General features: G+C 71.0%; 24 protein-coding genes. 2 read left to right on the top strand and 22 right to left on the bottom strand.

Annotated elements, in window-relative coordinates:
• Nucleotides 1–8: 8 nt before the first annotated feature.
• Complete coding sequence (locus OG432_RS11400) at nt 9–812, bottom strand: class I SAM-dependent methyltransferase (RefSeq protein WP_328310403.1); 804 nt, start codon at nt 810–812, stop codon at nt 9–11.
• Nucleotides 813–858: 46 nt separating this feature from the next.
• Between OG432_RS11400 and OG432_RS11405 the strand changes: the two genes are divergently transcribed.
• Nucleotides 859–1,233 (top strand): DUF192 domain-containing protein, encoded by a 375-nt coding sequence (locus OG432_RS11405; protein ID WP_328310405.1) that lies wholly within the window; start codon nt 859–861, stop codon nt 1,231–1,233.
• On the opposite strand, the gene OG432_RS11410 is transcribed toward OG432_RS11405, so the two are convergent.
• The 15 genes from OG432_RS11410 to OG432_RS11480 all read right to left on the bottom strand — a co-directional run bounded on the left by OG432_RS11410 (nt 1,223) and on the right by OG432_RS11480 (nt 13,745).
• A complete protein-coding gene (locus OG432_RS11410; RefSeq protein WP_328310407.1) occupies nt 1,223–1,978 on the bottom strand; it encodes a hypothetical protein in 756 nt (251 codons plus the stop codon). The genes OG432_RS11405 and OG432_RS11410 overlap by 11 nt on opposite strands.
• A gap of 203 nt (nt 1,979–2,181) precedes the next feature.
• Nucleotides 2,182–2,802 (bottom strand): OmpA family protein, encoded by a 621-nt coding sequence (locus tag OG432_RS11415; RefSeq protein WP_328310409.1) that lies wholly within the window; start codon nt 2,800–2,802, stop codon nt 2,182–2,184.
• A 7-nt stretch (nt 2,803–2,809) separates the two neighbouring features.
• On the bottom strand, nt 2,810–3,358 hold the full coding sequence (locus OG432_RS11420) for a hypothetical protein (protein WP_328315068.1): 549 nt from the start codon (nt 3,356–3,358) through the stop codon (nt 2,810–2,812).
• 81 nt (nt 3,359–3,439) lie between these two features.
• Nucleotides 3,440–4,021: a pilus assembly protein TadG-related protein gene (locus tag OG432_RS11425; protein ID WP_443058564.1), complete on the bottom strand. Its 582-nt coding sequence runs from the start codon at nt 4,019–4,021 to the stop codon at nt 3,440–3,442.
• Nucleotides 4,022–4,071: 50 nt separating this feature from the next.
• Nucleotides 4,072–4,365, bottom strand: coding sequence for a hypothetical protein (locus tag OG432_RS11430; protein WP_443058368.1), 294 nt, complete (start codon nt 4,363–4,365; stop codon nt 4,072–4,074).
• A 71-nt stretch (nt 4,366–4,436) separates the two neighbouring features.
• Nucleotides 4,437–5,327 (bottom strand): response regulator, encoded by an 891-nt coding sequence (locus OG432_RS11435; RefSeq protein ID WP_443058369.1) that lies wholly within the window; start codon nt 5,325–5,327, stop codon nt 4,437–4,439.
• Nucleotides 5,324–6,628: a sensor histidine kinase gene (locus OG432_RS11440; protein ID WP_443058370.1), complete on the bottom strand. Its 1,305-nt coding sequence runs from the start codon at nt 6,626–6,628 to the stop codon at nt 5,324–5,326. Before OG432_RS11440 ends, OG432_RS11435 begins: the two co-directional genes overlap by 4 nt.
• Nucleotides 6,625–7,518 (bottom strand): DUF5936 domain-containing protein, encoded by an 894-nt coding sequence (locus OG432_RS11445; protein ID WP_328310415.1) that lies wholly within the window; start codon nt 7,516–7,518, stop codon nt 6,625–6,627. Before OG432_RS11445 ends, OG432_RS11440 begins: the two co-directional genes overlap by 4 nt.
• 109 nt (nt 7,519–7,627) lie before the next feature.
• Nucleotides 7,628–8,563, bottom strand: a complete 936-nt coding sequence (locus OG432_RS11450) for a type II secretion system F family protein (protein ID WP_328310417.1) — start codon at nt 8,561–8,563, stop codon at nt 7,628–7,630.
• Between the two features lie 14 nt (nt 8,564–8,577).
• On the bottom strand, nt 8,578–9,915 hold the full coding sequence (locus tag OG432_RS11455; protein ID WP_328310419.1) for a CpaF family protein: 1,338 nt from the start codon (nt 9,913–9,915) through the stop codon (nt 8,578–8,580).
• Nucleotides 9,916–9,997: 82 nt separating this feature from the next.
• A complete protein-coding gene (locus OG432_RS11460) occupies nt 9,998–10,399 on the bottom strand; it encodes a hypothetical protein (RefSeq protein WP_328310421.1) in 402 nt (133 codons plus the stop codon).
• 3 nt (nt 10,400–10,402) lie between these two features.
• On the bottom strand, nt 10,403–10,786 hold the full coding sequence (locus OG432_RS11465) for a TadE/TadG family type IV pilus assembly protein (protein ID WP_328310423.1): 384 nt from the start codon (nt 10,784–10,786) through the stop codon (nt 10,403–10,405).
• Nucleotides 10,786–12,024, bottom strand: coding sequence for an AAA family ATPase (locus OG432_RS11470; RefSeq protein ID WP_328310425.1), 1,239 nt, complete (start codon nt 12,022–12,024; stop codon nt 10,786–10,788). Before OG432_RS11470 ends, OG432_RS11465 begins: the two co-directional genes overlap by 1 nt.
• Nucleotides 12,025–12,031: 7 nt before the next feature.
• Nucleotides 12,032–12,739, bottom strand: coding sequence for a Flp pilus assembly protein CpaB (gene cpaB / locus OG432_RS11475; RefSeq protein WP_328310426.1), 708 nt, complete (start codon nt 12,737–12,739; stop codon nt 12,032–12,034).
• A gap of 70 nt (nt 12,740–12,809) precedes the next feature.
• Nucleotides 12,810–13,745: a hypothetical protein gene (locus OG432_RS11480; protein WP_328310427.1), complete on the bottom strand. Its 936-nt coding sequence runs from the start codon at nt 13,743–13,745 to the stop codon at nt 12,810–12,812.
• Nucleotides 13,746–14,176: 431 nt separating this feature from the next.
• Here OG432_RS11480 and OG432_RS11485 point away from each other — a divergent pair, with 431 nt between their 5' ends.
• Complete coding sequence (locus OG432_RS11485) at nt 14,177–15,877, top strand: chitinase (RefSeq protein WP_328310428.1); 1,701 nt, start codon at nt 14,177–14,179, stop codon at nt 15,875–15,877.
• 103 nt (nt 15,878–15,980) lie between these two features.
• On the opposite strand, the gene OG432_RS11490 is transcribed toward OG432_RS11485, so the two are convergent.
• The 6 genes from OG432_RS11490 to OG432_RS11515 all read right to left on the bottom strand — a co-directional run bounded on the left by OG432_RS11490 (nt 15,981) and on the right by OG432_RS11515 (nt 22,238).
• Nucleotides 15,981–16,826 carry a S1 family peptidase gene (locus OG432_RS11490; RefSeq protein ID WP_328310430.1) on the bottom strand — a complete coding sequence of 282 codons (846 nt, stop codon included), beginning with the start codon at nt 16,824–16,826 and terminating at the stop codon, nt 15,981–15,983.
• Nucleotides 16,827–16,969: 143 nt separating this feature from the next.
• Nucleotides 16,970–18,271, bottom strand: coding sequence for a hypothetical protein (locus tag OG432_RS11495; protein ID WP_328310432.1), 1,302 nt, complete (start codon nt 18,269–18,271; stop codon nt 16,970–16,972).
• Between the two features lie 118 nt (nt 18,272–18,389).
• Nucleotides 18,390–19,868, bottom strand: coding sequence for a GntP family permease (locus OG432_RS11500; protein WP_328310434.1), 1,479 nt, complete (start codon nt 19,866–19,868; stop codon nt 18,390–18,392).
• 123 nt (nt 19,869–19,991) lie between these two features.
• Nucleotides 19,992–20,405 carry a RidA family protein gene (locus OG432_RS11505; protein WP_328310436.1) on the bottom strand — a complete coding sequence of 138 codons (414 nt, stop codon included), beginning with the start codon at nt 20,403–20,405 and terminating at the stop codon, nt 19,992–19,994.
• Nucleotides 20,395–21,177: an IclR family transcriptional regulator gene (locus OG432_RS11510; RefSeq protein ID WP_328310438.1), complete on the bottom strand. Its 783-nt coding sequence runs from the start codon at nt 21,175–21,177 to the stop codon at nt 20,395–20,397. The genes OG432_RS11505 and OG432_RS11510 overlap by 11 nt, the downstream gene beginning before the upstream one ends.
• On the bottom strand, nt 21,174–22,238 hold the full coding sequence (locus OG432_RS11515) for a sugar kinase (protein ID WP_328310440.1): 1,065 nt from the start codon (nt 22,236–22,238) through the stop codon (nt 21,174–21,176). The genes OG432_RS11510 and OG432_RS11515 overlap by 4 nt, the downstream gene beginning before the upstream one ends.
• Nucleotides 22,239–22,267 lie beyond the last annotated feature (29 nt).

Consider the following 22,267-nt stretch of genomic DNA (forward strand, 5'->3'; position numbering starts at 1 on the left):
GCCCGATGCTAGGCAGTGCGGGACGGCCTCAGGGGCTTCCGTGCCTCGATCAGGAAGCGTGTCGTGTGCGCGACGAAGGGGCCTTCGGTACGGATCTGCTCGTCGAGCGCCTTCAACTGGTCGCGGTACTCCTCGACGGTGAAGCCGGGCACCATCCAGATCACCTTGCGCAGGAAGTAGACGACGGCGCCGATGTCGTTGAACTCGGTACGCAGCTTCTCCAGCCGCAGGTCGACGACTTCGAGCCCGGCGCTCTCGGCCTCCTTGCGCGCCTTGCCGGGGTCCCGCCCGCCCCGCACTTCGGGCGGCTGCGGGCCCAGGAAGTACTCGACGAGCTCGAACACACTGGCCGGGCCCACCTGTTGGGAGAAGTACGTGCCCCCGGGCGACAGCACTCGGGCGATCTCCGACCACCAGGTGGTGACCGGATGCCGGCTGACCACCAGGTCGAAGGCGCCGTCGGCGAACGGCAGCGGCGGCTTGTCCTCGTCGGCGACGACCGCCACTCCACGTGGGTGGAGCAGGCCGGTGGCGCGGGCGACGTTGGGCGGCCAGCCCTCCGTGGCGACGGCGAGCGGCGGCAGCTGGGGCACGGCGGCGAGGACTTCGCCGCCGCCGGTCTGGATGTCGAGGGCGGCGGTCGCCTTCGCCATCCGGCCGGCCATCGCACGGGCGTACCCCCAGGACGGCCGCTCTTCGCTGGCCCGGCCGTCGAGCCAGGAGAAGTCCCAGCCGTCGACGGAGACGGACGCGGCCTCGTCGATCAGTTCCTCGAAGGGGCGGTTGTTGTGGTTCCTGATGTTTCGGCCCATGTTGCGGACCCTACGCGGCGGCCCCGCGAGCCACTACCGTTTATCCATGGGCCGATGGAGGGACGGAACGGGCGTGTTGAGCGTGCTCGACGGCGCCGGGGCGGCGGTCGCGCTGGAGATCGCGGCGTCCTACCGGGCCCGTACGCGGGGCCTGCTCGGCCGGGACGGCATCGACGGCGTGATCCTCCTCACTCCCGCGAGCAGTGTGCACACCTTCCGGATGCGCTTCGCGATCGACGTGGCCCATCTGGACCGGCATCTGAGGGTGATCGCGGTACGCACCATGGCGCCGGGCCGGCTCGGCGCGCTCCGGCCGCGCGCGCGGCACGTCCTGGAGGCGGAGGCGGGCGCGATGGCCGGGTGGGGACTGCGGCCGGGCGTCGTCGTGTCGGTCGCGACCGGTCAGGGTCTCAGGACTTGAGCTTGGCCGCCTGCGCAACGGCGAGCTCGGCGGGGATCTGGGGCGTGTCGTCCCCGGTGACGTCGACGGCGTAGTACGTCACCACGGTCGTCCCGCTCCGCACCACCAGGAAGACCATCGGCACGGGGTCGCCCTGGGCCACGCCCATCAGCTCGTACGCGATGGCCTCGTCGCCCGCCTTCGGCGCGGGCAGCTCCCTGACCTCGGTGAAGGCCGACGGCTCCAGGTCTCCGCCCTTGGTGGTGAACCCGTCCGCGCAGGCTTCGATGGCGGCACGCAGCCGGGGCAGCACCTCGGTGGCGCCGGAGGGGTGGGCGCCGAGCACCTCGGTGACGACAGTTTGGTCGGCCTGCCCGTCCTCGGTGGTGTTGGTGAGCCGCCGGAAGACGGTCGCGGAGGGGGCGGGCTGGGGCGTGCCGTTGATGACGGACACGAAGGGCATGCAGGCGGCCTTCGAAGTGCGCGAGCTGCCGGTGGGGGTGCCGCCCTCCATGGGCTCGGCCGCGAAGTCCTTCACGTCGCCCGTCACGAGCGCGGCGGCGGCGAGCCGCCCGCTGTCGAGCGCTCCCGGCGCCGCCTTGACCTGCGTGGACGCGCTCGCACCGGGCGCGACCCCGGTCTCACGCACCGAGCCCCCCTCGCCCCCGGCCCCCGCGTCGGCGGGCCCGCACGAGGCCGCGGCGGCAAGCGCGACGAGACACACCCCGGCCGTCGCCGTACGGCTCCGTAGCAGCCTTGGCTTCATACCCAGCACCGTAACAACCACTCCTGTGGATTGGCTGGGTCCCGCCCACCCATTTCCGCCCGCGCATCCGCGCCGCGCACGCCGTGTGGGGGGCGGGTACCCGGGCCCGGCGAGGCTTAACTCCTGCCGGCGGCCCGGCGATTGGCGAGCGCACCATTCGACCGCACCATTCGGGGGGAGGCGGAGCAGCACACCCCCGCCTCCTAACCGCCGCTCCGGGTGAAGCTGACCTCCACGCGGCGGTTCTTCTTGCGGCCGTCCTCCGTGGAGTTGTCGGAGATCGGGTAGTCCTCTGCGTAGCCCCGGATCTCGAACGTGACGTCGGGGCCGAGGGAGAGGGAGAGCGCCTTCTGTACGGCGTCGGCCCGTTCCTTCGACAGGACCACGCCGTGCTCGTGCGTACCGAGGTTGTCCGTGAAGCCGAAGACTCGGACGCTCGTCGCCTTCTGCTTCTTGATCTCCGCGGCGATGCCCTGGATGCGGTCGTTGGCATCGGGTGACAGGGCCGCGCTGTCCATCGCGAACAGCACCTCCGCCTGCAGCGCGAACGTCACGTTCGTGTTGGTGTCGGAGCGCCGCTCCTCGCCGCCCTGGTCCTCGACGATCGACTTGATGTCCAGCACCTTCGGCGCGGCGAGCGTGCCGCCCTCGGGGAGCTTCAGGTTCGGCGAGGTCCCGTCGACCTTCATCGAGGGATCACTCGTCGCCTCGGTGCCGGGCAGCGGGGGGCTGCTGGGCGTCTCGTCGGCGTATGCGGTGCTGGTGCCGGCGGCAAGAACTAGCGCGGCGGCGAACGCTACGGCTGCGTGCCGGGTTCTGGTCATGGCGTGATCACCCGGAGACGGGAACGGTCATGGTGGGGAAGGTGGGGAGTTGGAAGTCGACTTGCTGAGTGCCGTTCGGAGGGGCGGGGAACTGGGCGAAGAAGGGGATCGTCTGCCCAGCCTTCACTCCTACGATGCCCATCGTGCAGAGGCATTTCCCGCCCGTGTCCCTCAGCACGTAGTAACGCTTCTTGCCCACCTTGTCGATCAAAGTCGCTCCAGCCACCGAGTCACCGCTGGCCAACACATCCTTCTCGGTACCGACCCAACCGGACGTGTCGACGAAGTTCTCCGAGCCAGGATTCTTCAGTTGGCCGGACACGGTGACGAACCCGCCGGAGTCCCGCGCCACACTATTGATGGTGAGGACGATCCCACCCTGCCCCGTGGACTCCGCGATTTTTGTTGCCGGAGAGGGACCGGGCGACGCAGCGCCAGACTGTTGGCCACCTCCGGACGTAGTCTTGGACTGCGAACTGCCCTTCGTGGCACCGGACTTGTCGCCCTTGCCGTCGCTGCCGCATCCACCGACAGCCAACGCCAGGGACACAGCCATCGCCGCCACTGCCGCCCCCCTACGGGCTCTCAACGTATGCCGAACGCTCATCGGTGCCAATCCTCTGCTTGTCACTTGCGGTCAGTCGACCAATTTCACGGTGAACAACTCTTCCGGAGCGGGCATGGGATCGGTGGGCAAGTCCTTGCCGCCACAGGTGATCGTGCCCGGAGACGGCGGCGTAGACGTGGGCGTGGGTGTCGGTGTCGGTGTCGGTGCCTGGCTGGAGCCGGCGACACCGCCGGGTGGCAGGCTGCACCGCAGCTCGACTACCGCCGTGGCGGCGGCAGTGCCATGATCCTGTTCAGTGCCGGGGATGACCGACTTGCCCACCGTGTACTGGGTCTTGACGATTGCCTTGAAAGTGAACCGGCCGACACCGTCGGGGCGAGGATCCAACGTCTGCAGGTCGGCGTGGTTCTTCGCCGCAAAGTTCGCGGCTTCGGCGTGCGCGTCCGCGAGGACAACTCCGTCGTCAAAGATGGTCTCGAGACCGCCGGACGTCATGAGCGCAGCCAGAACCTTCGGCGCCACCTCCTCGCGAGCACGCTGCGCCGCCGCCAGTGCGGCCGAATCGGCCGCTCCCTGCGCGCCGTTACGGGTTGCCGAGGCCTGGCCGACCGCGAAGAAGGCGAACGCGAGAAAGAGCAGGCCCGCCACCATCACCACATAGATGGGGAAAGCCTGCCCTCGATCCTGACGAAGACCTGTGATCAGCCGCCAGCCTTGATCTTGTCGATCTGCTCCTTGATCTTGTTGGTGATGGACGTCCCGATCCCCGTCGCCATAATCCCGCCAATAATCGCCACCACCACCAAAATGATCCCCAGATACTCGAACGAAGTCTGCCCCCGGTCGCGCCCCGCCGTCGCGTACCGGCGTCGGATGCGGGCGATGGACGTGTCCCTCCAGCCGCTCACCCGCATCTGCGCAGCGACGGCGGTCTTCAGCAGCGTGTCCTGCGGCATTTCGCGGCTCTCCTCCGGTTGCGGCATCGCGTACGTCACCGGGAACGTAGGCCGGGGCCCCGGTCCGTGCCGAGGGCCCAGGGGCCCAAATGCGGGCCCAAACCGCGAGGTTACGCATCGCTCGCCCCCAGCCAGCGCGCGATCGCCTCGCCGCGGGTCGTCGCGTGCAGCTTGGCGAAGATGCGGTTGATGTGGTTCTTGACCGTCTTCTCGCTGATGAAGCACGTGGCCGCGATTTGCTGATTGCTCATGCCCGCAGCGATCAACTCCATCACCTCGGCCTCCCGCGAACTCAGCCTGGAATCTTCCCTGTTGCGCATGGGCGCCGCCCGTCGTGCAGTTGAAGACTGTGCCACAACCGGTTGCAGTTGCGAAAGGGATTGTGCGGAAATGGTGGAGAGCGGATCCGGGCCGACAACCGGGGGCGGGTGCTCGCGTACGTGGGCCAGCAGGGCGTTCGCCGCCGTGGCGGTGAACGCGGCCCTCCCCTGGCTCATCCCCCTTACCGCCGCGACCAGTTCGTCCGCCGTGAACTCGCCGTGGACCAGGTATCCCCCGGCTCCCAGGCGGAGCGCCGCCCGCACGATCTCGCTCTCGCGGCTGTACGTCAGCATCATGACCGGAGCGAGGCGCACCAGGTGCGGGAGCGCGGTCATGCCGTCGACGCCCGGCATGCGGACGTCCAGCAGGATCACGTCCGGGCGGTGGCGCACCGCGGCCTCGTACGCCTCGTTGCCGTCGGCGGCCTCTCCGGCCACCTCGATGTCGTGCCGGCCGTGCAACAGTGCCGCGAGGCCCGCCCGTACGACCGGGTTGTCGTCCGCGACGACGACGCGCAGCGGGTCGCGCGACGGTCGGAGCGGGTGCGGGGGCGAGGCCGGCTGCGGAGGCGGGCACGGGGGCGGGGTCACGTCCGGGATGGCGGCACCTCCTGTCCAGGGATGCGTCACGGCACCACTCGTGCAGGGATCCGTCGCGGCACCACTCGTCCAGGGATTCATGGCATCGCCCCGCTCGACTCATGCCTCCCGGCCAGCGGGAGTTCGACCCGTACCTCCGTGCCCGACGGCGCCGTCCCCCGGCCGATCCTGATGCGCGCGCCCATCGACGCGGCCCGCTCCACCATGCCCACCATGCCGAAGTGGCCCGTACGTTTCAGGGCGTCCAGGGTGGTGCCGGGCGGCAGGCCGCGGCCGTCGTCCTGGACGCTGAGGCGGAACACGGCCCCTTCGACTCCCGCGGTCACCTCCAGGCGGGCGGCCGGCCCGGCGTGCCGGTGGGCGTTGTCCAACGCCTCGCTCGCGATCGTCAGGAGCTGGCGAGCCGCCCCGGCCGGGAGCGTCACGTCCGACGTATCCCCCAGTGCCGTCCACCGCGCGGGTCTGCCCGTGCGCACGGTGACGTCCTGCACCAGGGTGGCCAGTTCGGGCATGACCGCCACCTCCCCCCTGGTGCGCCGCAGGTCACCCAGCAGGTCCCGGGACTCCGCGGCCGCCCGGCGCGCGGCCCGTGCCACGAGCTCGGCCTGGTGGCGTACGGCGGGCGGGTCCATGTCGTCGGCGGAGGCGGCCAGGCCGTCCGCGGCGAGGGCCAGCCCGTGCAGGGTCTTCGCCACCGAGTCGTGCATGTCCCGGGCCAGGCGGGCCCGCTCCTCCTCCACCGCGTCGTGCACGGCCAGGCGCGCCCGGGTCTCGGTGAGGGCCTGGCTCGCGGCGCCGAACCGGAACAGGAGGTTGCGGATCGTCACGCCGATCGCGCCGACGATCACGCAGAAGCCGGGGAGCAACAGGGCGGAGGTGTCGTCCAGTTGGTGGCGGGGGCCGGTCGCGTACACCAGGGTCAGGATGGCGACCTGGAGACCCGCGAAGAGGCCGGCGCCGCGCCAGCCGTAGACCAGGCCCGCGAGCAGCGGGGTGCAGATGGTGACGTAGCCGAGCGGGGACTCCGGGGTCGCCGTGATCAGGAGCAGCGCCCCGAACACCGCGTCCACGGCGAGCAGCCACGGGTGGTTGAGCAGCAGTGGCCCGAAGCGCTCCCAGTCCCGGAACAGGACGTACGAGCCCATGAAGGTGACCAGGACCGCCGCCCCCACCAGTACACCGGGCGCCCCTTTCGCGGCGCCGGCGAGCGCGAAGGGGGCGCCTATGGCGATCATCGCCAGGCGGAAGCCGAACACCTGGCGACACATCGCCTGGAGCGCGTTGATCTGGAGGGCGAGGGTGGGGGCCGGCACTGGCGGCACCGCCCCGCGCAGACCGGGCATGGTCAACCCCCTGGAATGTACGGCTAATTGGAGGGTCATTTCGGGCCTCCCAGGAAGCCGCCGAAGTCCAGGTTCGCGCCGTACACGAAGCCGACGCTGAGCAGGATCAGGGTGCCCGGCAGGAGGAAGGTCGTCACGGCGAAGGTCGCCTTGGGGACGGCGCGGGCCGCCTTGCGGCGGGCGTTCTGCGCGTCGGTGCGCCGCATGTCGGCGGCGATCGCTATCAGCGTCTCGACGATGGGCGCGCCCAGCTCCTCGCCCTGCTGGAGGGCGGTCACGAACATCGCGACCTGCTCGGAGTCGTTGCGTTTGCGCAGCTCCTCGAAGGCCTGGCGGCGGCTGACGCCCATGTCCATCTGGCGCAGCGTGATGCGCAGTTCGTCGGCCCAGGGCCCCTCGTACTTGTCGGCGACCCGGTCCAGGGCCTGGCGGAAGCCCAGGCCCGCGCTGACCACGACGGCGAGGACGTCGAGGAAGTCGGGCAGGGTGCGTTCGATGTGGTCGCGGCGCACCCGGACCGCCGACCAGATGCCGGCCTCCACCCAGAACAGGGCGAACGCCACCATCACCAGAGCGATGATCCAGTGCCCTTCGAGCAGCATGATCAGCGCCGCCGTCGCACCGAGCAGGCCGTACACGGCACGGCGGGCCGCGTACCGGTCGACGGTGAGGCCCCCGGGGTTGCCCGCGAGGTCGATCTGGCGGCGTTTCCTGCCGACCCGCTCGGGGCCCATCATCCGCAGCACGGCGGGCGCCCAGCGCATGCCGAGCCGGTCGACGGCCGACCCGACGGCCGTGGTGCGCGTGGCGCCGACCTCAAGGGCCACCGAGAGGTCGCTCGGGAGCTTCACCTCGGCCCGGTACATGCGGATGCCGAGGAACATCCCGTACACGCTCAGGCCCGTCAGGGCCGCGAAGAGCAGTCCCATGTGTCGCTCACTCCCCTCTCTCGTGCCGGTGGATTCTCATGTGGCGGTGGATTCTCACGTGCCGGTGGTTCCGGCTCGTACGTCGATGCGGGTCGTACATCGATGCGGGTCATACGTCGATACGGGACAGGCGGCGGACCACGAAGAATCCGAGGGCGTACAGGGCGATCGAGACCAGCACCGCCACCTGGCCGATGAAGGCGCCCGTCATGCGGTCGAGCGCGCCCGGCATCACCGCGTTCAGCATGAGCAGCGCGGCCATGCCGAAGCCGGGCACGGCGTATGCGGTGACCGTCACCTGGGCCAGGGTCGTGCGCACCTCGCGCCGGGTCTCCTTGCGCTCCTCCAGGGTGGTGGTGAGGTTGCGCAGGCTGCTGACGACGGTGCCGCCGGCGCGGTTGGCGAGCACCAACGTCGTGACGAGGACGACGAGTTCGCGCGACGGCAGGCGCTCGGCGATCTCACCCAGGGCGTCCTCGAGGGACTCGCCGACGGCGAGCCGGTCGGTGACCCGTCCCAGCTCCTCGCCGGCCGGCGCCTCCATCTCCTCGGCCGCCATCGCGATGGCGGTACGCAGCGCGAGGCCGGCCTGGGTGGCGTTGGCGAGGATGCGGGAGAGTTCGGGCAGCTGGTTGATGAAGCGCTCGATGCGTTTCTGGCGCTGCCAGTTGAGGAAGGAGTTGGCCCCCCACAGCCCCGCGAGGCCCGCGAGGGGGCCGAAGAACGAGGCGAGGACCGACGCGGCGATCAGCCACAGGGCGGCCACCCCGGCCAGCATGTAGACGAAGAACTCGCCGGGCGTGAGATCGAGGCCGGTCGCGGCCAGCTTTCCTTCGATGCGGCGGCCCAGCTTCGTGCCGCGCAGCCTGCGGTCCACGCCCCCGAACGGCCGGTGCCGCCCGCTCCCGGCCGGGGCGCCGGGGTTGCTGAGCCGGTCGATGAGGGCTTCGCGCTGGGCGCGGCCCGCGCCGTAGGAGCGCAGCCCCAGGACCGCCAGCACCCCGGCGAGCAGGGTGACGCCGAGCGTGAGGAAGGAGAGGTTCATCTGCGCGTTCCCTGTCAGTTGGCGTGGCGGACGGCCAGTTGTTCCGCGCTCGACGCGACCCCGTACGCCTGCGGGACGGGCTGGCCCGCGAGGTAGAGGCGGTCGGCGACACGGCGGGGCAGCGGGTAGTAGTGGAAGCGGCCGTGGATGAGGCCGTCGGCGGCCATGGGCTGGGCGTCGAAGCGGCAGACGGTGGTGATGCGGTACGGGTCGCGGCCGTGCGATTCGAGGATGGCGATCTCGGTGATCTTGCGGGCGCCGTCCGCGTGCCGGGTGAGCTGGACGATGACGTCGACGGCCGAGTTGATCTGGTCGTGCAGCGCCTCGAAGGGGACCTCCACCTCGGACATGGACGCGAGCGTCTGGAGCCGCATCAGGGCGTCTTCCGCGCTGTTGGCGTGGACGGTGGCCAGCGAGCCGTCGTGACCGGTGGACATCGCCTGGAGCATGTCGAGCGACTCGCCGCCACGGACCTCGCCGACCACGATGCGGTCGGGGCGCATGCGCAGCGAGTTGCGTACGAGGTCGCGGATGGAGATGTGGCCCTTGCCCTCGACGTTCGGGGGCCGCGACTCCAGGCGGATGACGTGGGCCTGCTGGAGCTGGAGTTCGGCGGAGTCCTCGATGGTGATGATGCGTTCGTGCGGCGGGATCAGGCCGGACAGGGCGTTGAGCAGGGTGGTCTTGCCGGTGCCGGTGGCGCCCGACACGATGATGTTGAACCGGGCCTGCACGAGCCCGGCGAGCAGCAGCAGCATGTGCTCGTCGAGGGAACCGAAGGTGATCATCTCCTGGAGGGTGAACGACCGGGGGAAGCGGCGGATGGTGAGCGTCGCGCCGGTCAGGGACAGCGGCGGGATGATCACGTTGACGCGCTCGCCGGACGGGAGGCGGGCGTCCACCATCGGGTTCGACTCGTCCACGCGCCGGTTGACCGTCGACACGATCCGTTCGATCGTCTGCATCAGCTGCTCGTGCGAGGCGAACCGCAGCGGCAGCTGCTCCACCCGGCCGCCCCGCTCGACGAAGATCTGGTCGGGACCGTTGACCATGATCTCGGTGATGGAGGCGTCCTCCAGGAGCGGTTCGAGGATGCCGAGTCCGAGCGCCTCGTCGACGACCCGGCGGATCAGCTGGGCGCGTTCGGCGGTGGACAGGACCGGGCCCTCGCGGCTGATGATGTGCCCGAGCACCCGCTCCAGGCGCGCCCGGCGCTCGGCGGCGGCGAGCGAGGACATCTCCGCGAGGTCGATCTCCTCAAGGAGCTTGGCCCGGTAGGAGGCGACCAGGTGGCCGTCCTCGCGGCTGGGGCCGCTCTCCTCGGGAGCGGCGATCCGTGCCCGCAGACTCATGTCTCGTCTCCAGTCCAGTCGTCTCGGGTCGGGTCAGGCGGTCGGGTCGGGTCGGTCAGGTCGGGTCGGGCGGTCGGGTCGGTCAGTTCGGGTGCTGGAGCTTCGGCATGGTGGAGGTGCGGGTGGTGGTGCCGAAGTCGCCGATGCCGGGGATGACGCTGGGAATCGTGATGGTGACGGTCCAGGCCACCGCGTCACCGCCCCCGCCGGCGGAGGCGACGTCGGGCTTGAGCCAGCCGCTCACCGCGGCCCTGCCGGCGGCCGCCGGGTCCGGCGCCGGTTCGCCCGGCCGCGGCTGGTCCAGGCTCGCCGCGCGCGCCGCCGCCCGTGCCCCCGTGCCCGCCTGGTTCGCCGCGTACGCGGCGATCCCGAGCTGGATGGCGGCGAGGCCCACGAGGAGCAGGATCGCGACGAAACCGATGTATTCCAGGGCCACTTGACCCCGGTCGTCCCGGTCGCGCCCTCGGTGCGTACGGATGCGCACGGCTCAGCGCTCCTTCACGTGGGCGGCGCTGCCCTCGACGGGGAAGCCGTTGAGGACGCCCGGGATCAGGAGGGGAACCTTGAGGGTGACGGTGACCCGGTACATCCCGCCGTCACCGCCGCCGGGGCAGGCGGGGTCGCCGTCGAAGGACGACGGCAGCTCGTGCAGCGCCGCCGTGCGGCACGCGGCCCCCGCGTCGCCCTCCGCCGCCGCCCCCGCCCGCGCTCCCTCGTCCGCCGCGTTGCCCGCGAGGACGAAGGCGTAACCGACCAGGGCGCACTGCCACAGCGCGACGAGCAGGAGCAGGATCAGCGGGACCACGCCGATGAACTCGATCACGGTCTGCCCCCGGTCCCGCTCGCCCGCGGGAATCCGCACCCGGTTCATCAGCCGCCCCTGCGCCGCAGGACGAGCCCGGAACCACGGGCGGCCCGCGCCTTCGCTCTGCCCTCGGGAGCCTTGAGGAGGCCCAGCTCACCGGCCAGCGCCCACAGGGCCTGCTTGACCGTGCTCTTGTGGTCGAGGTCGTGCAGCCGGCCCGCGTCGACGACGGACTGCAACTCCTTGAAGTGGGCCGGCACGGAGGTCTGGGCGACCCGGGTGCCGGTGATCTTCTGGACGAGCGGGGGCTGGATCTCGGTGGTGCGGGTGTGCCGGTTGACCACGGTGGTGGTCTCCTCGGCCTTGCGGATCTGGAGCCGGTCCCACATGCGTACGGTCCGCTTGGCACCGCGTACGGAGATGACGTCGGGGGTGGTGACGAGGAGCGCAACGTCGGCCATTTCGACGGCGGCCGCGTTGGCGGCGGTGGTCTGGGTGCCGCAGTCCACGACGACGGCCTCGTAGCGGGTGCGCAGGGCGCCGATGATCTGGCGGGCGGACCGGTCGGTGACCTCCTCGCCGCGTTCGCCCTCGCCGGGGGCGAGCAGCAGGGCGAGACCGCTCTCGTGGTTGAAGACGGCGTCGGCCAGGACACGCGGCGAGATGTCGGTGATGGAGGCGAGGTCGGCGATGGAGCGGCGGAACTGGACGTCCAGGTAGGAGGCGACGTCGCCGGCCTGGAGGTCCAGGTCGAGCAGCACGGTGGTGCGGCCCGACGCCCGTGCGGCGAGGGCGAGTTGAACGGCGACGAGCGTGGTTCCGACGCCTCCCTTGGCCCCGGTGACGGTGGTGACGGTGCCGCCCGGCCCGGTGAAGACGTCGAGGCTCGCGCCCAGGTGACGGCGTACGCCCGCGGACCACTGGGCCGCCGCCTGGACGCGTACCGCGAGCTCTTCGTACGACAGGGGCAGCGCGACCAGGCCGCGGGCGCCGGAGTCCATGGCGGCGGAGAAGACGGCGGGCCCGGCGTCGGAGGAGATCAGGACGACGCCGACCGCCGGGAAGCGCAGCGCGACCTCCCGGATCAGTTCGAGGGCCGGGAGCGGGCCGATGCGTTCGTGGACCAGGACGACTTCGGGGAGCTCGTCGAGGGATTCGCCCGCGAACCTGGCCAGGGTGTCGAGCAGCTGGGTGGAGTCGCCGACGGGCATGGCCGGTTCGGCGTCGGGGAGCTGGCTGAGCAGGGTGGTGACGGATCGGGCGGCGTCCGCGTCGGCGACGGCCGGAAGGATGCGAGTGGTCATCCGCGCCTCACTGGTCCTTTTCGAGCCGGTACGTACGGTCACCGGGCGGGATCGTGGTGTCGCCGTTGCCGCGGCCGACGAGCGCGAGGCGGACGTGGGTGGCGAACGACTCGGCGTAGGCGACCCGTTGGGCGTCGAGGGTGCCGAGGGCGAAGGTGATCGGGACGGCCTGGGTGGTCTGGTTCTTGTCGGACGCGCTCGGGGTCAGGGCCTGGACGGCGCCGACCTGGATCACGCGGGCGCCCGCGACGATGAGCTTGGACTCGGGGGTGTCCCCCTGTTTGGTCGCGGCGAACGTGGCGAAGATGTTGACGCTGTCGTTCCCGTTGATCTTTCCGGCGACGCCGGTCGACGCGTCGATCATGATGGCGATCTCCTGTTCACCGGGCTTGAGTTGGGGCCGGTCGGTGAACATGCCGGCCTGGAGCAGCGAGCCCTTGGTGAGGTGGGTGGCGGCCATTTTCCCGATGACGTCGGAGAGGTCGGTGACGGCGCCCTGGGAGAGCCATCGTTTGGGCATGCTGGTCTTCTCGAACTGATCGGACGCGAGCGTCGCGTAGGCGTCTATGTCGTCCTTGAGCTTGTACGCGGTCACCTCGGGGCCCACCTTGGAGTCCACGTCGCTGATCACCGTGAACACCCCGGCGAAGGCGCCGAGGGCGCACAGGGCCGAGAGGAGGAGAAGGATGATGCCGCGGCGCTGGCGGGAGTTCATTGACCGTACGACCTCGTTCGCTGACGTGGGGCAGAGCGGGCAAGTGGCGGACTGCTGACGCGCGTTGGGGTCAGGGGCCCGGGGCGATGGCGCGGCGGCGCTGGGCCCGGGTGAGGGGCCGGGCGCGGTAGGCGGATGCGGGGACGGGGCCGAGCGCGGAGGGGCCGTACGCGGTGGCGGGCGCGTCGTCGGCCGGCTGGCGCGACGCGCAGAATCCGCAGCGGTCGCCGATGAGCTCCATGGCGCACCACCGGCACTGCTCGCGCCGCACGGAGGCGACGAGCTGGTAGAGGACCGCGATGTCCGGGAGGTAGGCGACGAACTCGGTCAGCTTGCCGGTGCCCCACCAGGCGGCCGAATCGGCGGGCGGCGCGGCGTCCTGCACGGCGCCGGCCTGCCAGGCGGGGGCGAGGGTGCCGGTGACCCAGTCGGCGCCGACGGAGCCCTTGGCCACCAGGAGGTGACAGGCGAAGTCGGGGCCGGTGAGGGTTCCCGCCGAGCCGACCTTGACGAGCTCGGGCCGCGGGTTGGCGAGCACCGCGAACTGGCTTCCGGGCACCCAGGACCTGGCGTGCGCGGTGAGGCCGACCGGGATGCGCTCCAGGCGGGTCACGGAGTTCAGGACGGCGCCCGCGTAAATGTAGTGGGAGAGGAGCCGGGCCGCCGACGCGATGACGCCGGGGCTGAAGTCGCAGACCGAGAGCTGTCGCAGCTGGCGCACGAGAACCGCGAGTCCGAGCGGCGGGAGCGGGGATTTGATGAGCGTGATCCGGTCGGTTTCCAGAAGCGAGCGAACGGTGTGCAGCCGGCGTTCGTGCGCGGCGGAAAGGGACGCCGGATAACAGGCGACGACGTAACCGTGCTGTTCCAGGAGACGGCTCATGTCGACGAGCGCCGCGTCGAGGGGCTGGGCCTGCGGCGACTGGAGCAGCGCCGCGAGCGGCGTCTGTGGATCGGTCGGCGCCAGCACCAGATCGGGGCTGGTGACAGCTATCGCGGTCGGCATGGCGCGGGCCCCCGTTCACTGATCGCGGTCGCCACCTTGCGGCCCCCGGTTCCCTCGGACGGGAGGGCCTGTGCGAGCCCCCACGACCGCAACTGATCACTGCGTTTCCCACCTGCCTCAGCACTTTATCCACGACATACCGGCGGGAGAACCGTCTTCTGCTTTCCTATGTGCCCCCGCGGCCGGATTTGGTACCGGTGGGACGGGAGTTGCGTGCAAAGTCGGCCAGTCGCGCGGCCTGAATTGATCCTTCGACCGATGTGCTCGGCCGACGGCGCCCGGGGCCGGGGCGCGCGCGGTGTCCGCGTGCGGGTCTCCGCGCGAAGTCTTGACAACCCAATTGGTCTGGACCATGTTGTGCGACCAGGGCGCCCCACCCCACTTGTCCGTCCCACCCCTCACCCTCCCCACTCCCCTCCCGGAGGCAGCAAGTGAACCGCGCGAGACATGCAAGGCTCGGCCTGGCCGTGGCCGCGGCCGGCGCCCTGTCCATAGCCGGGCTCTCCGGCACCGCCCATGCGGCGGACGTCAACAACGCCAAGAACGCCGGGTTCGAGTCGGGCCTCGGCAGCTGGACCTGCTCGGCCGGCAGCGGCGCCACCGTCTCCTCCCCCGTCCACGGTGGGACCGCCGCGCTCAAGGCGACCCCCTCGGGCTCGGACACCGCCCAGTGTTCGCAGACCGTCGCGGTCAAGCCCAACTCGACCTACACGCTGAGCGCCTGGGTCCAGGGCAGTTACGTCTACCTCGGCGCCAGCGGCACCGGCACGACCGACACCTCGACCTGGACGCCCGGCACGGGCAGCGGCTACGGCCAGCTGACCACCACGTTCAAGACCGGCGCCTCGACCACCTCGGTGCAGATCTACACGCACGGCTGGTACGGCCAGGCCGCGTACTACGCCGACGACATCTCCGTGTTCGGGCCCGACGGCGGCGGGGGCGGCGACCCGGCCCCGACCGTTCCCGCGGCGCCCGGCGGCCTCGCGGTCGGCGCGGTCAGCTCGTCGTCGGTGAACCTGTCGTGGGGCGCGGTGTCCAACGCGACCGGGTACAACGTCTACCAGGGCGGCACCAAGGTGCAGTCGGTGACGGGAAGTTCGGCGAGCGTGACCGGGCTCAGCGCGTCGACCGCGTACCAGTTCCAGGTGACCGCGACCAACGCCGCGGGCGAGTCCCCGAAGTCGGCGGCGGTGACCGGCACCACCTCGGCCTCCGGCGGCACCCCGCCGAGCGGCGGCGGCACCGTGCCCAAGCACGCGGTGACCGGCTACTGGCAGAACTTCAACAACGGCGCGACCGTCCAGAAGATCAGTGATGTGCCGGCGAACTACGACATCATCGCGGTGGCCTTCGCGGACGCCACCACCACGCCGGGCGCGGTGAGCTTCACGCTCGACTCGGCGGGTCTCGGCGGCTACACCGTCGACCAGTTCAAGGCGGACATCGCCGCCAAGCACGCGGCCGGCAAGTCGGTGGTCATCTCGATCGGCGGCCAGAACGGCACGATCTCGGTCAGCGACTCCACCTCGGCGAACAACTTCGCCAACTCGGTCTACTCGCTGATGCAGACGTACGGCTTCGACGGTGTCGACATCGACCTGGAGAACGGCCTCAACTCCACCTACATGACACAGGCGTTGAAGTCGATCGCGGCGAAGGGCGGAGCCACGACCGTCATCACGATGGCCCCGCAGACCATCGACATGCAGTCCCCGTCGAACGAGTACTTCAAGACGGCGCTCAACATCAAGGACATCCTGACCGTCGTCAACATGCAGTACTACAACAGCGGTTCGATGAACGGCTGCGACGGCAACGTCTACGCGCAGGGCACGGTCGACTTCCTGACCGCGCTCGCCTGCATCCAGCTCCAGGGCGGCCTCGACCCCTCACAGGTCGGTCTCGGTGTGCCGGCCTCCACGTCCGGCGCGGGCAGCGGCTACGTCTCGCCGTCCGTGGTGAACGCGGCGCTCGACTGCCTGACCAAGGGCACGAGCTGCGGCACCTTCAAGCCCTCGAAGACCTACCCGACGCTGCGCGGCGCGATGACCTGGTCCACCAACTGGGACGCGAAGTCGGGCAACGCCTGGTCGAACGCGGTGGGCCCGCACGTTCACGCCCTGCCGTAACCCGCACGACCCGCACGAAGGCGGCGCCCCCCGTTCCCCCGGGAGGCGCCGCTGTCGCGTGGTGGCGCGTTCTGTCATGTGCCGGCGTGTGCCGACCAGCGGATCACGGCTTGGGCAGGGTGCAGCCCGCGCGGCTCAGGTCGATCTTGTTGCCGGCACCGATGCAGGGGACGATGATGTACGTCTCCTCGGCGTAGTTGATGCCCTGGCGGACGGTGACGTTGCCGTTCTGGTCGACCTCGCACGGGTTGTTCTCCGTGCACCGCTCGCCGTCCTCGTTACCGGTGTTGTTGACGGCGACGACCTTGCCGGTGGTCGTGTCGATCACCGGGGAGCCCGAGGTGCCGCCGATGGTGTTGCACGACGAGGTGTAGCGGACCGAGTCCTTCCAGGTCCAGTCGCCCTCCTTCAGGCGGTAGACGAAGCCGTCCACGTTGCAGCTGTACGTGCGCTTCCAGTACCCGGAGACGACCTTGATCGCGGAACCCTGGGTCGGGTGCGCGTCGTTGAGGGTCAGCGCGGCGATCCCGTACTGGCTCTGGATCTGGGCGTAGGTCGTGTTGAGCTGGTAGATCGATATGTCCGTGTCGGTCATCGTGGCGTACGCGACCTTGCTGGCGCGCAGGGTGGCGACCTTCGAGCCCGAGGCGTTCAGGAGCGAGAACGTGCGGGACGACGCCTGGTTGGTGATGACTTCGCCGGGGCCGGGGAATCCGGTTTCGAGGCAGTGGCCGTTGGAGAGCACGAGCGCGGGGTCGCTCGGCTGCGAGCTGGGCGTGCGGACCACGGAGCCGGAGCAGTTGCTCAGCGCCACCGTGCCGGCGAAGGTGACCGCCTTGACGGCGGGCTTGGCGGGCGCGGGTGTCGCCGTCTGTGCGGCCAGGGCCGGGGCTGCGGAGGCTCCGACGAGGAGCAGGCCGAGCAGCGCGCCGACGAGAGGCTTCTTCATGTGGGGGTTCCCCTCTGAATGACGGTGCCGAAGATCTTTCGACTTGTCATGGGCACCGCCATTCTTGGGGGCCTTCGCGCCAACGGGCAAGTGGGCGGACCCGGTTGACCGTCGACGTACGAGGCCATCCATCGCCGCTCGCCCTATGCGGGACCGAGCCATTGCGCGAGGAACCGGGCGGGAGTGGACACCCAGGGGCCGAGGGACGCGGGCAGGCACAGTCCGTAGATGAGCACCAGGCACGCGAGGGTCGTGTAGACGGTCATCTTGGTGCTGAAGTCGTGATCGCCGTCCCAGCCCCCCACCACGAGAATCATGGTCTTCAGGAAGAACCCCAAGAAGTAACCGACCACGAGGGAGACCAGGACGTAGGCCAGCCCCCACAGGACCGCCGGGCCGTGCGGGCCCCCGTACACCTCGCGGATGCTCGCCCCGACGAGCAGCGGCGGGGCCATGGAGACCAGGAACCCCAGAGTCGTCATCCTCAGGCCGATATGGCCGGCCTCGGCCGGCGGGGCGTCCGATGCGGCCGGGGCCGCCGCGTCGAGGGTGTCGGAGCCCACGGCCTCGGAGCCCACGGCCTCGGAGCCCTCGGCGTCGTGAACCGGCAGCGGTGCGGTGTGGGCGGCCGGGCCGGGCAGCGTCGACCTCGGGTCGCGCATCTCCTCGTCCCGGAAGCGGTCTTCCGCCTCGGCCGGATCCCCCTGGGAGACAGGGTGCCCCGGCGTCTCCTCCCCGGCCGACGCCGGGACCGATGACGATGCCGGGCCCGGGGCCGATGGCGATGCCGGGGCAGGGGGCAGCGGGCCGGCCGGGGGCTCCCCCGCCGCGCCGCCCGGATCGACGACTTCCCCCGCCACCATGCGGCCGCCGCCCTCGCCCCCGTCGGCCCGCAGCGACATCTCGTCGCCGAGCCGCTCCAACGAGGTTCGCAGGGCGGCGAGTTCGGCGTCCGCCGTGTCGATGAAACGGTCGTAGTCGCCGAGGGTGGGGCCCGTCTCCTGCACGGGCTCGTCCGGCGGCTCGGGGGCGGCCTGCCGGCGCCGCAGCTCCTCGGCCTCCCGGCGGTACTCCTCCGCCGCGCGACGCGCTTCGGTGAGCAGCCGCTCGGCCACCTCGCGATCCTGCTGCGCCTCCTTCAACTTGCCCTGGACGCGGCGCAGTTTGAGGCCCGAGGCCTGGAGCTCGGCCTGGATCTCGGCGTACGCCTCGGCCCGCCCGGCGGCGCGGGCGCGCACGGACTTGCGTTCCAGCGCCTCGCACCGCTCCTCCAGGGAGCCCACCGCGTGCAGCAGGACGGTGACGATGCGGTCGGCCTCCCCGCGGTAGGTCTCCGCGTCGGCGCCCCGGTCGAGGAAGACGTTGAGGGTGTAGTCCCGCTGCTCGATCCGCTGATCGCGGCGCGCCTGGTACACGCGCCCGTCGTCGGATGCCTCTCCGCGCATTCCGCCGGCCCCCCGAGTCCCATCGGATCGAACACAGCACTTTAGCGCTCTCGGCGGTTCAACGCCGCTCGGGATCAAGCGAGTTGAGGGCGGAACGCGGTTCGGACCGGGTCCGGTCCTAGATGACGAGGCTGAGCAGGGCCGCCACCACGAAGCCCGCCACCGACAGGACCGATTCCAGGACCGTCCAGGACTTCAGGGTGTCGCGCTCGGTGATGCCGAAGTACTTGGCGACCATCCAGAAGCCGCCGTCGTTGACGTGCGAGGCGAAGATGGAGCCCGCCGAGATCGCCATGATGATCAGGGCCAGGTGCGCCTGGGAGTAGCCGGAGCCCTCCACCAGCGGGACCACGATGCCTGCCGTGGTGACGATGGCGACCGTCGCCGAGCCCTGGGCCACGCGCAGGACGACCGAGATCAGCCAGGCCAGCAGAATCACCGGGAGGCCGACGCTGTGGAAGGTGCTGGCGAGCGCGTCCGCGATGCCCGACGCCTTCAGGACCGCGCCGAAGATGCCGCCCGCGCCGACCACGAGCAGGATGTTGCCGACCGGCTTGAGGGACGAAGTGGACACCGTCTCCAGGGACTTGCGGGACCAGCCGCGCCGGATGCCGAGCAGGTAGTAGGCGAGGACCAGGGCGATGGTCAGGGCCACGAACGGGTTGCCGAAGAACTCCAGGACCGAGCGGAGCGTGGAGGGGTCGAGCGCGATCGAGGAGAACGTGGCGGCCAGGATCAGGATCAGCGGGGTGCCGATGATGGCGAGCACCGCGCCGAGCGACACCGGCTCCTCGCGCGGGGTGACGCCGGAGGCCTGCTGTTCGGCGGCGACGGCGGCCTTCGCCTCCTCGGCGGCCTCGACCATGTCCTGCGGGACCGCGACGAAGATGCGCTTGCCGATCCAGGCCGCGTACCCCCAGGCGGCGAGCACCGACGGGATGCCGACGAGGGCGCCCATCAGGATGACCCAGCCGAGCGAGACGTGGAACAGACCGGCGGCGGCGACCGGGCCGGGGTGCGGCGGCAGGAAGGCGTGGGTCATGGACAGACCCGCGAGCAACGGCATGCAGTAGAGCAGGATCGACTTGCCGGAGCGCTTGGCGGCGGCGTACACGATCGGCGCGAGGACGAAGATGCCGACGTCGAAGAAGACCGGGATGCCGAAGATCAGGCCGGTGAGGCCCATCGCGAGGGGAGCGCGCTTCTCGCCGAAGAGCGTGAGCAGGCGGGTGCTCAACACCTCTGCGCCGCCGCTGACTTCGAGGATCGCGCCGAGCATGGTGCCGAGCCCGATGATGATCGCGACGTGTCCGAGGATGCCGCCCATGCCGGACTCGATGACCGAGACGGCGGCGGACTTCTGGACGGTGCCGAAGAGCTCGGTGACCGAGAGCCCGGCGCCGAGGCCGACGGCTATGGAGACCGCGAGCAGCGCCACGAAGGGCTGGAGCCTGACCTTGATGATCAGGAAGAGCAGCAGGGCTATGCCCAGGACGGCGACGGTCAGCAGACCGGCGGTGCCGCCGATGAGGGGGAGGATGCCGCCCGTGTGTACGGGGGGTGGTGGGGCGGCGGCCGCGACAGCGTGGAACAACATGTGCCAACTCCGTTGTCAAGCAGGGGGGTTCCAGGGCAGGGGGGACCGCGGCACGGCGCCCCGGCGGTCCGGGGCGCCGCACCGTGCGGCGGGTCGAGCGGTGTGGCTAAGGCGGTCAAGGAATTACGCGTCCAGGACCGCGAGGGCGTCGATCTCGATGAGCAGGCCGGCCGGCAGGCCCACGTACACCGTGGTGCGGGCGGCGGTGGGGGCCGTGAGGCCCTGCTCCTCGAAGTACGCGTTGTAGATCTCGTTCATCTCCGCGAAGTGGTCCACGTCGGTGAGGTAGACGCGCATCATCATCACGTCGTCCCAGCTCGCGCCGCCCTCCTCCAGGATCGCCTTGACGTTGGCGAAGGTCTGGAGGGTCTGCTCGCGCAAGGTGGGGCCCGCCGGGGTCGGCGCCTGGCCCTCGACCGCCGGCAGGAAGCCGACCTGGCCCGCGACCTGGAGGATGTTGCCCTTGCGCACGCCGTGCGAGAACTTGGCGGGCGGGGTGGTGTGCGTGGCCGGGGTGATGGCGGTCTTATCGGTCATCGGAACGTCCTTGTGCGGATGGGGTGTTGGGTGCGGTGCCGGAATACTCGCGGCTGATCGCTTCCGCGGTGCGGCGCACCTGGGGAAGCAGGGTGAGGAGTTCCTCGGCCGTGACGACGACGTTGGGCGCGGACACCGACATGGCGGCGACGACCCGGCCGTCCGCACCGTGGATGGGGGCCCCGACGCAGTTGATGGACTCCTCGTGGCCACCGAGGTCGGTGGCCCAGCCCTGTTCGCGCACCGTCGCCAGTTCCTTGAGGAAGGCTGCGGCGTTGGGTGTCGAACGGGACGTGTAGGTGGGGTAGTCGAGCTTCTCCGCGACGGCGCGGCGCTCGGCCTCCGGCAGGTCGGCGAGCAGCAGCTTGGCCACGGCGGCCACCGTGATGGCGACGGGCTTGCCGATGCGGGAGTACATCCGCACCGGGTAGCGGCTCTCGACCTTGTCGATGTAGAGGACCTCGCCCTCCTCGTGCACGGCGAGGTGGACGGTGTGCCCGATCCGTTCGTTGAGCGCGACCAGGTGCGGGTGGGCGATCTCGCGGACGTCCAGGTTCTCGACGGCTTCCTGCGCGAGGGCGAAGAGGCGGGCGCCGAGCCGGTAGCGCTGGTCCTCCTGGCGGTAGACGAGCCCGTGCTCGTGCAGGGTGCGCAGGAGCCGCAGCGCGGTGGACTTGTGCACCCCGAGCCGGTCGGCGACCTGCCCGAGGTCGGCGGGGCCCTGCGCGAGCAGCGGCAGGATGCTCAGCGCCCGGTCGACGGTCTGGCTCATGGCGTACGTACCTCCTGGTCGTCCCCCGTCCACCCGGGGCCGAGACGAAGTCTCCCCCAGGCGGTGTCGTCCAGGGCCACGAGCCGGTCGGCGTGGGCGCGCGCCGGGGGCTGGGTGAGGTCGCCGGGGACGGTGAGCACGGCGGCGGCCATGAGGTGCCCGTGCCGGATGCGGTCGCGCAGGGGCAGGTCGCGCAGGGTGGCGCTGAGGAACCCGGCGGCGAAGGCGTCGCCCGCGCCGACGGGGGCGACCACGTCGACGCGCGGGGAGGGCGCGAAACACCCGGGGGCCCCCGTGACGGCGGCCGGATCCTGCCCGGCGAACACGGTGGCGCCCGCCGCGCCCTGCTTGACCACGAGTACGCCCGGCTCGGGAAGAGCGGCCCGCACGGCGGCGGCGCCGCGCAGGCCCCAGGCGGCCTCCGCCTCGTCCTCGCCGACGAAGACGATGTCCGCGCCCCGGGCGAGGTCGAGCAGGACGCGCGGCCCGGCCGCGTCCCGCCACAGGCCCGGCCGGTAGTTCACGTCGAACGAGACCAGGGGGCGGCCGGGGCGGTGCATCAGGAGGTCGCGCATCAGGGCGAGGCAGTCGTCGGACAGGGCCGCGGTGATCCCGGACAGGTGCAGGATGCGGCCCGTCCACAGATCGCGGTACGGGACGGTCGCCGGCGACATCGCGGAGGCGGCGGATCCGGCGCGGTAGTAGAGCACCTCGTGCCCGTCGGCCGCCCGGTCGTCGGCGGTGCGGAAGTAGATGCCGGTGGGCCGGTCCGGGTCGCGGGCCACCGCCCGCACGTCGACGCCGTACGAGCCGACCGCCTCGACGAGGTGGTCGCCGAAGCCGTCCGCGCCGACCCGGCTGACCCAGCGTGTGCTGTGTCCGGCGGCGGCGAGCGCGCAGGCCACGTTCGACTCGGCGCCGCCGATCGCCCGCTCGAAGGCCGGAACATCGGCGAGGCGGCCCGGCAGCGCGGGCAGGAAGGTGACCATGGACTCGCCGAGGCAGACGACGTCGACGGGGGTGTCGGCGTCGTCCGTGACGGCTGGGGATCCGGTGGTCACTGCTGGCTCCTCGCTGCTGGGCGGCCGGG

The sequence above is a fragment of the Streptomyces sp. NBC_00442 genome (genome assembly GCF_036014195.1).
Classification (GTDB): domain Bacteria; phylum Actinomycetota; class Actinomycetes; order Streptomycetales; family Streptomycetaceae; genus Streptomyces.